The organism is Streptomyces sp. NPDC005263 (genome assembly GCF_042872365.1).
Lineage (GTDB): Bacteria > Actinomycetota > Actinomycetes > Streptomycetales > Streptomycetaceae > Streptomyces.
The window spans coordinates 31,542-45,567 of record NZ_JBIAKJ010000020.1; the positions used below are offsets into that span (position 1 = coordinate 31,542).

General features: G+C 70.7%; 14 protein-coding genes. 9 read left to right on the forward strand and 5 right to left on the reverse strand.

Annotated elements, in window-relative coordinates; all coding sequences use genetic code 11:
- Nucleotides 1-62 precede the first annotated feature (62 nt).
- Entirely contained in the window at nucleotides 63-1,331 is a 1,269-nt protein-coding gene (gene tyrS, locus ACFYRY_RS41580) for a tyrosine--tRNA ligase (RefSeq protein ID WP_389158317.1), read from the forward strand.
- An 83-nt stretch (nucleotides 1,332-1,414) separates the two neighbouring features.
- On the opposite strand, the gene ACFYRY_RS41585 is transcribed toward tyrS, so the two are convergent.
- A complete protein-coding gene (locus ACFYRY_RS41585; protein ID WP_389158319.1) occupies nucleotides 1,415-1,693 on the reverse strand; it encodes a GlsB/YeaQ/YmgE family stress response membrane protein in 279 nt (92 codons plus the stop codon).
- 245 nt (nucleotides 1,694-1,938) lie between these two features.
- Here ACFYRY_RS41585 and ACFYRY_RS41590 point away from each other — a divergent pair, with 245 nt between their 5' ends.
- On the forward strand, nucleotides 1,939-2,349 hold the full coding sequence (locus ACFYRY_RS41590; RefSeq protein ID WP_389158322.1) for a DUF3099 domain-containing protein: 411 nt from the start codon (nucleotides 1,939-1,941) through the stop codon (nucleotides 2,347-2,349).
- 232 nt (nucleotides 2,350-2,581) lie between these two features.
- Nucleotides 2,582-2,815, forward strand: coding sequence for a hypothetical protein (locus ACFYRY_RS41595; protein ID WP_389158323.1), 234 nt, complete (start codon nucleotides 2,582-2,584; stop codon nucleotides 2,813-2,815).
- A 50-nt stretch (nucleotides 2,816-2,865) separates the two neighbouring features.
- Here ACFYRY_RS41595 and moaA read toward each other — a convergent pair whose 3' ends face one another.
- The 3 genes from moaA to ACFYRY_RS41610 form a co-directional block, all read right to left on the reverse strand.
- Nucleotides 2,866-3,855, reverse strand: a complete 990-nt coding sequence (gene moaA / locus ACFYRY_RS41600; RefSeq protein WP_389158326.1) for a GTP 3',8-cyclase MoaA — start codon at nucleotides 3,853-3,855, stop codon at nucleotides 2,866-2,868.
- Between the two features lie 153 nt (nucleotides 3,856-4,008).
- Entirely contained in the window at nucleotides 4,009-5,628 is a 1,620-nt protein-coding gene (locus ACFYRY_RS41605) for a cation acetate symporter (protein ID WP_389158329.1), read from the reverse strand.
- Nucleotides 5,625-5,981 (reverse strand): DUF485 domain-containing protein, encoded by a 357-nt coding sequence (locus tag ACFYRY_RS41610; RefSeq protein ID WP_389158331.1) that lies wholly within the window; start codon nucleotides 5,979-5,981, stop codon nucleotides 5,625-5,627. Before ACFYRY_RS41610 ends, ACFYRY_RS41605 begins: the two co-directional genes overlap by 4 nt.
- A gap of 278 nt (nucleotides 5,982-6,259) precedes the next feature.
- Between ACFYRY_RS41610 and ACFYRY_RS41615 the strand changes: the two genes are divergently transcribed.
- The 3 genes from ACFYRY_RS41615 to ACFYRY_RS41625 all read left to right on the forward strand — a co-directional run bounded on the left by ACFYRY_RS41615 (nucleotide 6,260) and on the right by ACFYRY_RS41625 (nucleotide 10,842).
- Nucleotides 6,260-7,789, forward strand: a complete 1,530-nt coding sequence (locus ACFYRY_RS41615; protein WP_389158334.1) for a S8 family serine peptidase — start codon at nucleotides 6,260-6,262, stop codon at nucleotides 7,787-7,789.
- A 74-nt stretch (nucleotides 7,790-7,863) separates the two neighbouring features.
- Nucleotides 7,864-9,423: a S8 family serine peptidase gene (locus tag ACFYRY_RS41620; protein WP_389158337.1), complete on the forward strand. Its 1,560-nt coding sequence runs from the start codon at nucleotides 7,864-7,866 to the stop codon at nucleotides 9,421-9,423.
- 39 nt (nucleotides 9,424-9,462) lie between these two features.
- Nucleotides 9,463-10,842 (forward strand): CoA transferase, encoded by a 1,380-nt coding sequence (locus ACFYRY_RS41625; RefSeq protein WP_389158340.1) that lies wholly within the window; start codon nucleotides 9,463-9,465, stop codon nucleotides 10,840-10,842.
- Between the two features lie 3 nt (nucleotides 10,843-10,845).
- Here the strand turns inward: ACFYRY_RS41625 and ACFYRY_RS41630 are convergent, their stop codons facing one another.
- Nucleotides 10,846-11,556, reverse strand: coding sequence for a VIT family protein (locus tag ACFYRY_RS41630; protein ID WP_389158343.1), 711 nt, complete (start codon nucleotides 11,554-11,556; stop codon nucleotides 10,846-10,848).
- Between the two features lie 261 nt (nucleotides 11,557-11,817).
- On the opposite strand from ACFYRY_RS41630, the gene ACFYRY_RS41635 reads away from it, so the two are divergent.
- From ACFYRY_RS41635 to ACFYRY_RS41645, 3 genes are all read left to right on the forward strand, one after another.
- The gene (locus ACFYRY_RS41635; protein ID WP_389158346.1) at nucleotides 11,818-12,807 is read left to right on the forward strand and encodes a DEDDh family exonuclease; all 990 of its coding nucleotides are present in this window, start codon (nucleotides 11,818-11,820) and stop codon (nucleotides 12,805-12,807) included.
- 79 nt (nucleotides 12,808-12,886) lie between these two features.
- Nucleotides 12,887-13,120: a hypothetical protein gene (locus tag ACFYRY_RS41640; RefSeq protein WP_389158348.1), complete on the forward strand. Its 234-nt coding sequence runs from the start codon at nucleotides 12,887-12,889 to the stop codon at nucleotides 13,118-13,120.
- 64 nt (nucleotides 13,121-13,184) lie between these two features.
- The gene (locus tag ACFYRY_RS41645) at nucleotides 13,185-13,982 is read left to right on the forward strand and encodes an SURF1 family protein (RefSeq protein WP_389158351.1); all 798 of its coding nucleotides are present in this window, start codon (nucleotides 13,185-13,187) and stop codon (nucleotides 13,980-13,982) included.
- The last annotated feature ends 44 nt before the right edge of the window (nucleotides 13,983-14,026 follow it).

Here is a 14,026-nt window from a genome sequence, read left to right on the forward strand (position 1 = left end):
GTCACCCGACTGCCTCGAGATCGTTTCGACTGCAAAAGACCCTCCAAGGAGATACGAGAACCGTGACGGACATCGTCGACGAGCTGAAGTGGCGTGGGCTGTGGGCCCTGTCCACTGACGAGGACGCTTTGCGCAAGGCGCTCGCGGACGGTCCCGTCACGTTCTATTGCGGTTTCGACCCGACCGCGGCCAGTCTCCACGTCGGCCACCTGGTGCAGGTGCTCACCATGCGCCGGCTCCAGCAGGCGGGTCTGCGTCCGCTGGCGCTGGTGGGCGGGGCGACCGGCCAGATCGGCGACCCCCGCCCCACGGCCGAGCGCACGCTGAACGACCCGGAGACGGTCGCGAACTGGGTGAGCAGGCTGCGCGGGCAGATCGAGCCGTTCCTGTCCTTCGAGGGCGAGAACGCCGCGGTGATGGTGAACAACCTGGACTGGACGGCCGGCCTGTCCGCGATCGAGTTCCTCCGTGACATCGGCAAGCACTTCCGCGTCAACAAGATGCTCACCAAGGACTCGGTCGCCCGGCGCTTGGAGTCCCAGGAGGGCATCAGCTACACGGAGTTCAGCTACCAGCTGCTCCAGGGCATGGACTTCCTGGAGCTGTACCGCCGCTACGGCTGCACACTCCAGCAGGGCGGCAGCGACCAGTGGGGCAACCTCACGGCGGGGCTCGACCTGATCCACAAGCTGGAGCCCGAGGCCCAGGCGCACTGCCTGGCGACGCCCCTGATGGTCAAGGCGGACGGCACCAAGTTCGGCAAGACCGAGGGCGGCGCCGTCTGGCTCGACCCGGAGATGACGACGCCGTACGCGTTCTACCAGTTCTGGCTGAACGTGGACGACCGGGACATCTCGACGTACATGCGGATCCTGTCCTTCCAGTCCCGCGAGGAGCTGGAGGCACTGGAGAAGCAGACCGAGGAGCGTCCGCAGGCCCGTGCCGCTCAGCGCGCGCTGGCCGAGGAGCTGACCACGCTGGTGCACGGCGCCGACCAGACGGCCGCCGTGATCGCCGCGTCCAAGGCCCTTTTCGGTCAGGGCGAGCTGGCGGAGCTCGACGAGAGGACGCTGACCGCGGCCCTCTCCGAGGTGCCGCATATCCAGGTCACCGAGCTCGCCCCGGTGGTCGACCTGTTCGCCGAGGTCGGCCTGGTCGCCAGCAAGTCGGCCGCCCGCCGGACGGTCAAGGAGGGCGGCGCCTACGTGAACAACGCGAAGGTGGCCGCCGAGGACGCCGTCCCCGCCAAGGAGGACCTGCTGCACGGGCGCTGGCTGGTGCTGCGCCGGGGCAAGAAGAACCTGGCGGCGGTCGAGGTCACGGGAGCCTAGGCACGACGACGGCGGGGGCGGCCTTCTCGAGAGAAGGCCGCCCCCGCCGTCGTCGCGGCTCCCCGTCGCCGTTCCGTCGGCGATCAGATCCGCTGTTTGTCGCGGCCGAGTGTCGCCATGTACGCCATGTCGCCCAGGGCGACGATGACGACCGCGGCGACGATCTGGAAGAGGTGCCGCCACCAGTCGATGCCGGACGTGGCCTCGACGCCGGCCGCGCGGGCGATCGCGTTGCCGACGATCGCTCCGAGGATGCCGCAGATGGTGGTCAGCCAGAGGGGGCTGTGCTGCTTTCCGGGGATGATGGCCTTGGCGATCAGACCCAGCACGAATCCCACGATGATCGCCCACAACCAGCCCATGGCTGCCTCCTCGTACGGCTCGACGTGAGCATTACGCCCAGTGTCGGCCCGACTGCGGTACGCCGCATGTCGGGTGGTGCCGTACGCGATCCGACCGAAGCCGTTCATCCTGCTGGGAGGCGACCCGACCTCGTGGGCTGCGCAGCCGCGGCGTACCGTGGATGGTGTTCGGGCACCGCTCCTCGACCGGGGGCGGGCCGGGCGTCGGGGCGGGGAGGGCCGATGCGGGCGGATGGTGGAATGTGATGCGGAAGCAGCATGGCGGTGGCAACGCCCAGGTGTTCCGGATCACCGGCGCCCGGACGGGGCTTGAGGAGGACGTGCGGGGACGGCAGCGCCGGTACGTCATCTCGATGACGATCCGTACGGTGTCGGTGATCCTCGCGGCGACTCTCTGGAACGTGGAACGGCACGTCGCCATCGTCGCGCTGGTGCTGGGCGCGATCCTGCCGTACATCGCCGTGGTCGTCGCCAACGCGGGGCGGGAGAACGCGCCGTCGCTGCCGTCCACCTTCGTGACCGTGCCGACGCGGCCGATGATCACACCGCCGAGCACCGACGAGGGGTCCGCGGAACCCGGAACTGAACCCCGCGCGGAAGACGTCAAGGCAGACTCCGGGCAGGGTGTGCGGAACGAGCCACACGAGCGGGCGTGATCATGGCGCATCCTCGTCGGACGCCTCGCAACCGGAAGTCAGTCCCCCACCAAGCTCAAGAAAAGCTCAGATCAATCACGTTGTTCCGGTGCCGGGCGACGGGTTACCCGTGACATACTTCGTAGGCGCTCCGCATCCCCCGTCGGAGCGACAGACCGACGCCGGGCAGCTCCCCCCGTGGCTGCTCGGCGTCGCCTTTTCTGTGTGCCGATCGGGTTAGGGTCGGGCTGTGATGTTCCCTGATCCTGATGTCCCTGATGCGCCGATCTGTTCCGCCAAGGGCTGCCGTGCCGCCGCCCTGTGGGTGCTCGCCTGGAACAACCCGAAGATCCATACGCCGGAGCGCCGCAAGACGTGGCTGGCGTGCGAGGAGCACCGGGAGCATCTGTCGCAGTTCCTCGGGGTGCGGGGCTTCCTGAAGGACGTGGTGTCCTTCGAGGACTGGGCGGCCCGGGAGGGCTCCTGAGGGCCCTGGCCCGGGGTTCCAAGGTCCCAGCGGCCCGGCCCCAGGTCCTCCTAGCCGCCGATCGCGGACATCGGCCGGTCCGGCTGGACGAACGTCGGGTCGTCCAGGCCGGCGCCCGCCTTCTTGCCCCACATCGCCAGGCGCCAGATGCGGGCGATCTCCTCGTCGGGGGCGTCCGAGCGCAGAGCCGCGCGCAGGTCGGTCTCCTCACGGGCGAACAGACAGGTGCGTATCTGGCCGTCGGCCGTCAGGCGGGTGCGGTCGCAGTCCGCGCAGAACGGGCGGGTGACGGACGCGATGACACCGACGCGGTGCGGACCGCCGTCCACGATCCAGCGCTCGGCGGGGGCCGAGCCGCGCTCGTCGGAGCCCTCCGCGGTCAGGTCGAAGCGGGTGCGCAGAGAGGCGAGGATGTCTCCGGCGGTGATCATTCCGTCGCGCTTCCAGCCGTGCTGGGCGTCCAGGGGCATCTGCTCGATGAAGCGCAGCTCGTAGTCGTGTTCCACCGCCCAGGCCAGCAGGTCGGGGGCCTCGTCCTCGTTGAGGCCGGGCATCAGGACCGTGTTGACCTTGACCGGGGTCAGGCCCGCGTCGCGGGCGGCTTCCAGGCCCGCGAGGACGTCCTGGTGGCGGTTCCTGCGGGTGAGGGTCTTGAAGACGTCCGGCCGCAGGGTGTCCAGGGAGACGTTGACCCGGTCCAGGCCGGCCGCCTTCAGGGCCGGCGCCGTGCGCTGGAGGCCGATGCCGTTGGTGGTGAGGGACATCTGGGGGCGCGGCTCCAGGGCGGCGACCCGCTCGACGATGCCGACCAGGCCCGGGCGAAGCAGTGGTTCGCCGCCGGTGAAGCGGACCTCCTCGATACCGAGGGTGGTGACGGCGATGTCGATCAGGCGGACGATCTCGTCGTCGGTGAGCAGGTCCGGCTTGGCCAGCCACTGCAGGCCCTCCTCGGGCATGCAGTAGGTGCAGCGCAGATTGCACCGGTCGGTCAGCGAGACCCTCAGATCGGTGGCCGCCCGGCCGTAGGTGTCGATGAGCACGTGGGCCCCCTCCCTCGCGGATCAACAATGTCCCGACACCTGCGAGCCTACGCGACGCTGCTGACATCGAAAGAGCCCGATCCCACGAGGCACGAAGCGGCCGCGTCGCGGGGGGGTGCGACGCGGCCGCTCAGGGGGCGGACCGGGGCCGGATCAGTGGGCGCCGGTGCCGGTCAGGGACCGGACCTCCAGCTCGGCGTACTTGGCGGCGTCCGGCTCCTCCTTGGACAGGATCGTGCCGAGCCAGCCCATCAGGAAACCGAACGGGATCGAGATGATGCCCGGGTTCTTCAGCGGGAACCAGGCGAAGTCGACGTCGGGGAACATCGCCTTGGGGTCACCGGAGACGACCGGTGAGAACAGCACCAGGCCGACGGCCACGACCAGGCCGCCGTAGATCGACCACAGGGCGCCCTGAGTGGTGAACCGCTTCCAGAACAGGCTGTAGAGGATCGTCGGCAGGTTGGCGGAGGCCGCGACCGCGAAGGCCAGGGCGACCAGACCGGCGACGTTCAGGTCGCGCGCGAGGGCGCCCAGCAGGATGGAGACGGCACCGATGCCGATGGTCGCCAGCCGGGCCGCCCTCATCTCCTCCTTCTCGGTGGCCTTGCCCTTCTTGATGACGTTCGCGTAGATGTCGTGGGCGAACGACGAGGACGAGGCCAGCGTCAGACCGGCGACCACGGCGAGGATCGTCGCGAAGGCCACCGCCGAGATGGTGGCGAGCAGGATCGCGCCCCACGTCGAGTCGACGCCGCCGAGGTGCAGGGCGAGCAGGGGCGCCGCCGTGTTGCCGGACGGGTTGGACGCGATGATCTCGTCCTGGGAGATCAGCGCCGCGGCACCGAAGCCGAGGGCGATGGTCATCAGGTAGAAGCCGCCGATGATGCCGATGGCCCAGTTCACGGACTTCCGGGCGGCCTTGGCGTTGGGCACCGTGTAGAAGCGGATCAGGATGTGCGGCAGGCCGGCGGTGCCGAGCACCAGGGCGATGCCGAGGGACATGAAGTCCAGCTTGGAGGTGCCGGTCGCGCCGTACTGGAGTCCCGGCTCCAGGAAGGCCGAGCCCTTGCCGCTGTTCTCGGCCGCCTTGCCCAGCAGGTCGGAGATGTTGAAGTTGAACTTCAGCAGCACCAGGAAGGTGATCAGGATGGTGCCGCCGATGAGCAGCACGGCCTTGACCATCTGGACCCAGGTGGTGCCCTTCATGCCGCCGATGGAGACGTACACGATCATCAGGACGCCGACGAGGGCGACGATGCCGATCTTGCCCGCGTCGGAGGTGATGCCGAGCAGCAGCGAGACGAGGACGCCCGCACCCGCCATCTGGGCCAGCAGGTAGAAGATCGAGACGACGATCGTGGAGGTGCCGGCGGCGGTACGGACCGGGCGCTGGCGCATGCGGTACGCGAGCACGTCGCCCATGGTGTACCGGCCGGAGTTGCGCAGCGGTTCCGCGACCAGGAGCAGGGCCACCAGCCAGGCGACCAGGAAGCCGATGGAGTAGAGGAAGCCGTCGTATCCGAACAGGGCGATGGCGCCCGCGATGCCGAGGAAGGACGCGGCCGACATGTAGTCGCCGGAGACCGCGAGACCGTTCTGGAAGGCGCTGAACTGGCGGCCGCCGGCGTAGAAGTCGGCGGCGTCCTTGGTCTGACGGCCCGCCCACACGGTGATGACGAGCGTCGCGACGACGAACACGGCGAACAGGGAGATGATCAGTGGCCGGTGCTCGCTGGCCTCGCCGGCCGCCAGGGTGATCGCGGGGCTCATGCGCCGCCCTCCATTCGGGTCTTGATGGCCTCGGCCTTGGGGTCGAGCTGCGCGGCGGCGTGCCGTGAGTACCACCAGGCGATGAGGAACGTGGTGAGGAACTGGGCCATGCCGAAGACGAGGGCCACGTTGATGTTGCCGAAGACCTTGGTGCCCATGAAGTCGCCCGCGTAGTTCGACAACAGGACGTACAGCAGGTACCAGGCGATGAAGCCGATGGTCAGCGGGAAGGCGAACGAGCGGTGGGAGCGGCGCAGTTCACCGAACTCCGCACTGTTCTGCACCTCGGTGAACTCCTGTGGTGAGGGGAGTTTGTGTGTCTCTTTCGAGGGTGGCGGTGCGTCGGTGGCCACGGAGTCTCCTCGCGTTGCGGATGCGGTTGTGACGGGGATCGGGGGCGCGTGTCCTCGCGCTCCTGTCCAAGGTCACGGCGGCGCGCAAGGACCGGTTCAACAACGAGGGCGTCTTTCCGAAGTCACCTCAGGTAAGTCATTGCTGGCCAGCGACTTCGGAAGATAGCTTCGGGGCCAGCACCACCCGTCATGTACCTGCCCGAGCACCACCTGTGCCTCGGGCCGGTCCCGTTTCCGGTCCTGTTTCCGGATGCGTTCCCGGATGAAGTGGAGACCCCATGCCTCATCTGCGTTCCAGACGCCGTCTCGCCCTCGCCGTCCCCGTCGTGCTCTCGCTGACGGCCTCGCTCGGCTTCCTGCCCGCGGCGGCGTCGGCCGCGCCCAGCGTGGAGAGTTCGGCCCGCGCGACGGACGCGCCCGCCTTGGCGTATGTCGTCAACACCAGGCTGGACCACCGCACGATCGCGTCGGTGAAGAAGGCCGTCACGGCGGCCGGCGGCACCGTCGTGACCACGTACGAGAAGATCGGCGTGATCGTCGCCCACTCGTCGAACCCCGCCTTCGGCAAGGAGATACGGGCCGTTCGCGGGGTGCAGTCGGCGGGCGCCACCCGTACCACGCCGCTGACCGCGGCCGGGACGACGGACGAGGGCGCGGCCCGGTTCCTGACGAAGGAGCAGGCGGCGAAGGTGGCGAGTGCCTCCGCCCGCACGCCGGACAGTGAGCCGCTCGAGGCCGACCAGTGGGACCTGCGCGCGATCGGCGCCGACCGGGCCGCGCAGATCAACCCGGGCAGCCGCAAGGTGACCGTCGCCGTGATCGACACCGGCGTCGACGACACCCACCCCGACCTCGCCCCGAACTTCTCCGCCGGCCAGTCGGCCAACTGCGTCGGCGGCGTCGCGGACACCAGCGCCGGTGCCTGGCGCCCCTACACCGCGGACGACTACCACGGCACGCATGTGGCCGGTGAGATCGCCGCGGCCCGCAACGGCATCGGTGTCGCCGGAGTGGCGCCGGGGGTCAAGGTCGCCGGCATCAAGGTGAGCGACCCGGACAACGGCCTCTTCTACCCCGAGAGCGTGGTGTGCGCCTTCGTGTTCGCCGCCGACCACGGCGTGGAGATCACGAACAACAGCTACTACGTGGATCCATGGCTGTACAACTGCATGGACGATCCGGACCAGCGGGCGATCGTCGACGCGGTCAACAGGGCGCAGTCGTACGCCCAGAAGAAGGGCACCCTCAACCTGGCGTCGGCGGGCAACTCGAACGACGACCTGGACTCCGACGCGATCGTCGACGACAGCAGCCCCGACGACTCCACGCCGGCCGAGCGGACCATCGACCCGCACGAGTGCTTCGACGTGCCGACGCAGCTGCCGGGTGTCGTCACGGTCAGCGCGACGGGCGTACAGAACCTCAAGTCGTACTACTCCTCGTACGGAAAGGGTGTCGTGGACGTCGCGGCGCCGGGCGGCGACCGGCTCTACCAGCTTCCGGACACGCCCTCCAAGGACGGCCGCATCCTGTCGACGATGCCGAACGGCGGGTACGCCTTCTTGCAGGGCACGTCGATGGCGTCGCCGCACGCCGCCGGTGTCGCCGCGCTGCTGAAGTCGAAGTATCCGCACGCCACCCCGGCCGCGCTGCGGGCGCTGCTCAAGGCGCAGGCGGACAACCCCGGTTGCCCGGCGTCGTACGACCAGAACGGCGACGGAACGCAGGACGCGGTGTGCGAGGGCGGCAAGCGCGTCAACGGCTTCTACGGGTACGGCATCGTCAACGCGCTGCGCGCGGTGAAGTAGCCCCCTGCCCCATGGCATCACCTCTTTCCCGAACGGCTCGCTCGTACCGCCAACGAACTGGAGACCCTGACACCATGACCGCGCCTCACCCGCGTCACCGCCGAGCACTCACCGTCCCGCTCGGCATGGCCATGGCCACAGCGGTGGCGTTCCTGCCCCACACCGCGGCCGCGGCCGACGCGCCCGTCGCCAGTGTCACCGGCGCCGTGAACGACATCCTCGCCTCGGCCACCGGGGCGGACGCGTCCGCGCTCAGCTACGTCGTCAACGTCCGCCCGGGGCACGGGCCTTCGGCGCAGGTGAAGAAGGCCATCGCCGGGGCCGACGGCACGATCGTGACGTCGTACGACCAGATAGGCGTGGTCGTCGTCCACTCGTCGAACCCGGACTTCGCCAGGACGGTCCGCGCGGTGCGGGGGGTCGACTCGGTCGGCAACACCCGCAACGCGCCGCTGCCCGCGCAGTCGACGACCGACCTGGGGACGCCGAAGGCGCTCAGTGCGACGGAGGTCGCCGCCGCCGGGGCCGAGTCCGCCGCCGGTCAGGACCCGCTGGAGTCCCAGCAGTGGGACCTGGCGGCGATCAAGGCGGACAAGGCGCACGAGAAGTCGCTGGGCAGCCGCAAGGTGACGGTCGGCGTGATCGACACCGGCGTCGACGACACCCACCCCGACATCGCGCCGAACTTCGACCGGGCCGCGTCGGTCAACTGCGTGACGGGCAAGCCGGACACGACCGACGGGGCGTGGCGGCCGAGCGCGGCGGAGAGCCCGCACGGCACGCACGTGGCCGGTGAGATCGCGGCCGCGAAGAACGGCGTCGGCATGACCGGTGTGGCGCCCGGGGTGAAGGTCTCCGGCATCAAGGTGTCGACCACCGACGGCTACTTCTACACGGAGGCCGTGGTCTGCGGCTTCATGTGGGCGGCGACGCACGGTGTGGACGTCACCAACAACAGCTATTACACCGACCCCTGGTACTTCAACTGCACCGACGACCCGGACCAGAAGGCGCTCGTGGAGGCCGTCTCGCGGGCCTCGCGGTACGCGGAGAAGAAGGGCACGGTCAATGTCGCCGCGGCCGGCAACGAGAACTACGACCTCGCGGCCGACGAGATCACCGACCCGTCCTCGCCGAACGACGGCACGCCCTCGGACCGGGTGGTCGACCCGTCGAAGTGCCTTGACATCCCGACCCAGTTGCCGGGTGTGGTGACGGTCGCGGCGACCGGCGCGAAGGGCATCAAGTCGTCCTTCTCCAACCATGGTTTGGGGATCATCGACGTGGCCGCTCCCGGCGGCGACTCGACGGCCTACCAGAAGCCGCAGGCGCCCGCGACGGACGGCAGGATCCTGGGCACGCTGCCCGGCGGCAAGTGGGGCTACATGGCGGGTACGTCGATGGCGAGCCCGCATGTGGCGGCCGTCGCCGCGTTGATCAAGTCGACGCACCCGCACGCCTCTCCGGCCCTGGTGAAGGCCCTGCTGTACGCCGAGGCGGACGCGACGCCGTGCACGAAGCCGTACGACATCAACGGGGACGGCAAGGTCGACGCGGTGTGCGAGGGCTCGAAGAACCGCAACAGCTTCTACGGCTGGGGCGTGGTGGACGCGCTGGACGCGGTGACCAGGTAAGTTCACCTATTGATTGAGTCAATACTGCATAGTGCAGTCATGACTGCGATCAAGTCCGCATGGACCGCGGTGGGCGGCGATCCCGCCCACCTCTCCCGCGTGTCGACCGTCGAACGGGCGGGCGCTCTGCAAGGGCGCCTGCCCGTACGGGAGTTGGCGCGGGCCTGTGTGGGGGCGTGCGCCCTGGCCGCCGCCGAACTCGGGGCGCGACGGGCAGGGCTGTCGGCACTGCCCCGGGTGCGGGTGGACGACGGGGCCGTCGCGACCGCGTTCGTCAGTGAGCGGCATCTGTTGGTGGACGGGCGGGCGCCGGTCGCCTTCGCCCCGCTGTCCCGGTTCTGGCGGACGGCGGACGGGTGGGTGCGCACCCACGCGAACTACCCACATCACCGGCAGCGACTGCTGGCCGCCCTGGGGCTGTCCGAGGAGCGGCCCTCGGTAGAGACCGCGCTGGCCGAGCGGTCCGCCCTGGAGGTCGAGGAGACCGTGTACGCGGCCGGTGGCCTCGCCGTCGCGCTGCGCACGCCCGACGAATGGGCCGCGCACGCACAGCGGGCCGCGGTGGCCGCCCGGCCCCTCGTGGAACGCGGACGGACGGACGTCACGCCCCCGCGCGTGCTCGCTCCCCTGGACACGGGCACTCCCTTGCTGCCCGCCGCCGGCCTGCGCGTCCTGGACCTGACCCGGGTCATCGCCGGCCCGGTCGCCACCCGCACGCTGGCGCTGCTGGGCGCGGAGGTGCTGCGCGTGGACCCTCCGGGACTGCCCGAACTCCCCGACCAGCACGCCGACACAGGGTTCGGGAAGCGGTCGGCCACCCTTGACCTGGCGGCCGACCGGCGGACCTTCGAGGAACTGCTCGCGGCGGCCGACGTGGTCGTCACCGGGTACCGGCCGGGCGCCCTGGACCGGTTCGGGCTGTCGGCGCGGGCTCTCGCCGAGCGACGGCCCGGGGTGGTCGTGGCGGAGCTGTCGGCGTGGGGCGGGTACGGACCGTGGGCCGGGCGACGCGGCTTCGACAGTCTGGTGCAGGTGGCCACCGGGATCGCCGCGATCGAGGGGTCGGAAGAGCAGCCGGGTGCGCTGCCCGCCCAGGCACTGGACCACGGAACGGGGTACCTGCTGGCGGCGGCCGTGCTGCGGGCGGTGACCGAGCAGTCGTACGACGGGGGCGGCCGCGTGGTACGCGTGGCGCTGGCGCGTACGGCTCAGTGGTTGCTGCACGACCTCGGGCAGGGCGACGCGGCAGGCACCGCGGGCGCTGCGGCGTACGACGGACCGGGGCCGTGGCTGGCCGAGTCGGACAGCACGCTCGGGCGGCTGCGGTACGCGCGCTCGCCCCTCTCCTTCGCGGGCGGACCCGGCGACTGGACGCGCCCGCCAGGGCCGTGCGGAGCGGACGCGGCAAGCTGGAGCTGAGGGTCACAGCCCCGTCGCCCCCAGCAAGGCGCCCGCCGCGTAGGTCACCCCCATCGCGAGCGCGCCGCCCGTGACGTTGCGCAGCATCGCCCGGCCCGGTCTGGCCGCCCCCAGCCGGGCGCTGCTCCAGCCGGTCAGGGTGAGCGCGGCGAGGACCGACACCACCGTGACCGGCACTCTCCAGTCCGCGGGCGGCAGGACGATCGCCAGCAGCGGCAGCAACGCCCCGACGGTGAACGCGAGGAAGCTCGCCCACGCCGCGTGCCACGGGTTGGCGAGCTCGTCCGGGTCGATACCGAGCTCCACACGCGCGTGCGCCCGCAGCGCGTCACGTTCCGTCAACTGGACGGCGGCTTCCCTGGCCACCTCATGGGTGAGCCCGCGGTCCGCCAGCAGCTGGGTCAGCTCCTCCAGCTCGGCCTCGGGCTGCTCGCGCAACTCCCGCCTCTCCAGCGCCAGGGCCGCCCTCTCCGAGTCGCGCTGGGTGGAGACGGACACGTACTCCCCCGCCGCCATCGACAGGGAACCGGCCAGCAGACCCGCGAGGCCGGCCGTGAACAGCGTGGAGCGGTTCGCCGTGGCGCCGGCCACGCCGACCACGAGACCGGCGGTGGAGACGATGCCGTCGTTCGCGCCCAGGACCGCCGCACGCAGCCAGTTGAGGCGCGCGCCGAGCGCTCCACCGTGGGCCTCGTCATGAGTGGGTTCGGTCACACCCGGAGGATCGCACTCCCGCGGTCGGCCGCCCCGCACCGACGCGGACCGGCGTCAGGAGACCGAAACGCGAGCCGCGCGCGGGACCGGAGCCGGGTCGGCGGCAGTCGCGGCCGGGGCCGAACCTCCCACCCGGCAAAGGGACTTCGGCGCGCGACGGTCCGGACCTTAGGCCGGGACCCGAACAGGCGGGCGGGGCCCGGTACCTGACGGACGGGTACGGGACCGGGCTGTCAGTCGTGGCCCGTATCCTCAGGGACCATGCTCGAAGACCTCACGACCGCAGCGTCCTCCGCCACGGTATGGCCGGCCGCGTATCCGAAGGGATACGCGGTCGTTGACGTGGAGACCACCGGCCTCGCCCGCCACGACCGGATCATCTCCGCGGCCGTCTACCGCCTGGACGAGCGCGGCGAGGTCGAGGACCACTGGTACACGCTGGTCAACCCGGAGCGCGACCCGGGGCCCGTGTGGATCCACGGTCTGACGAACGACGTGCTGGAGAGCGCGCCCCTCTTCAAGGACGTCGCCGAGGAGTTCTCGGCCCGCCTCGACGGCCGGGTGCTCGTCGCGCACAACGCCGTCTTCGACTGGCAGATGATCGCCCGGGAGTACGCCCGCGCGGAGCGCGAGGCCCCGGTGCGGCAGCGGCTGTGCACCATCGCGCTGTCCAAGGAGCTGGGTCTGCCGCTGCCCAACCACAAGCTGGAGACCCTCGCGGCGCACTTCGGCGTCGTACAGCAGCGGGCGCACCACGCGCTGGACGACGCGCGGGTGCTGGCGGAGGCGTTCCGGCCGAGCCTCAGGGCCGCGGCCACCGATGGCGTCCGGCTGCCCCTGCACGAGTGCCGGCCGCTGACCGAGTGGTCGGATGCGGCCACGCCCCGGATCGGGCAGCAGGCGGGCGCGGGCGGCTACCGCCCGACCAGTTGGCGCCCCGCCCGTAAGAGGCCCGCATGCCCCTACCCCAACCCGGGCCGCTACGAAGAGGGCAGGCCGCTCAAGCAGGGCATGCGGATCGCCTTCTCCGGAGACACGTCCGTCGAGCGCGACCTCCTGGAGGACCGCGCGACCGAGGCCGGGCTGCATGTCGCCACCAGCGTCTCCCGGCTGACCAGCCTGCTCGTCACCAATGACCCGGACTCCGGCACCTCGAAGGTGGTCAAGGCCCGGCAGTACGGCACCCCGGTCGTCGACGAGGCGGCGTTCGGGCAGCTGCTCGGGGATGTCGAGCCGGCCACCTCGGGGTGACCGTACGGACGGGTGATTGCCGGGCGACTCGCCCGGCGTCGCCTCGCTCCCACGGCACGGACGGCTCACCCTGTGGCGCATGGCGACATGTGAAGTCTGCGGCAACAACTACGGAATGACCTTCGAGGTGCACGCCCAGGGCGCGGTGCACGTCTTCGACTGCTTCTCCTGCGCGATCCACCGCATGGCTCCCCTCTGCGAGCACTGCCGGGTGCAGATCATCGGCCAGGGCGTCGAGGTCGAGGGCCACTGGTACTGCGGCGCCCACTGCGCCCGCGCGGAGGGAAAGGCGGGCATCGTCGACAAGGTCTGACGCCGAACGGTACGAAGCGGCCCCCACCGCGATGCACCCCACGACCGAGTTGTACGGTCGTGGGGTGTACCGCTTCCTTCTGTCCCGGCAGTGGGTGATCCTCACGCTGGTCGCCCTGCTTCTCATCCCCACGATGATCAGGCTGGGCATCTGGCAGATGCACCGCTACGAGGAGCGCACGGCCCGCAACCAGCTGGTCTCCAACGCGCTGTCCGCCGAGCCGGTGCCGGTGGAGAAGATGACCTCCCCCGGGCATGTCATCACCACCGACGAGCGCTACCACAACGTGACCGCGAAGGGCCGTTTCGACACCGATCACGAGGTCGTGGTGCGCCGCCGCACCAACTCCGACGACGAGGTCGGCTACCACGTCCTGACCCCGTTCGTCCTCGACGACGGCAAGGTCCTGCTGGTCAACCGGGGCTGGATCCCCTCCGACGGTCCGAGCCAGACCGCGTTCCCCAAGATCCCCGCACCGGCCCGCGGGGAGACCACCGTCACCGGTCGGCTGATGCCCGACGAGACCACCGCGGCCAGCGGCATCAAGAACGTCAAGGGGCTGCCCGACCGGCAGGTCATGCTGATCAACAGCGAGCAGGAGGCACGCCGCCTCGGCGCTGAGGTGCTCGGCGGCTACATCGCGCAGACTGCGCCGGAGCCCAAGGGCGACACCCCGGAGCTGGTCGGCAGGCCCGGCAACGAGGACGCGGCGCTGAACTACGCGTACGCCATCCAGTGGTGGCTGTTCGCCGCGGGCGTCCCGGTCGGCTGGGTGGTCCTGGTCCGGCGCGAGCAGCGTGACCGGCGCGAGGCCGAGGCCGGACAGCGGGACGCCGAGGAGCCGGAACCGGCGGCGGTGTAGGCGCCGCCCACCCGCCGCCCGCCCGCCGCACGCCACCTCACCCG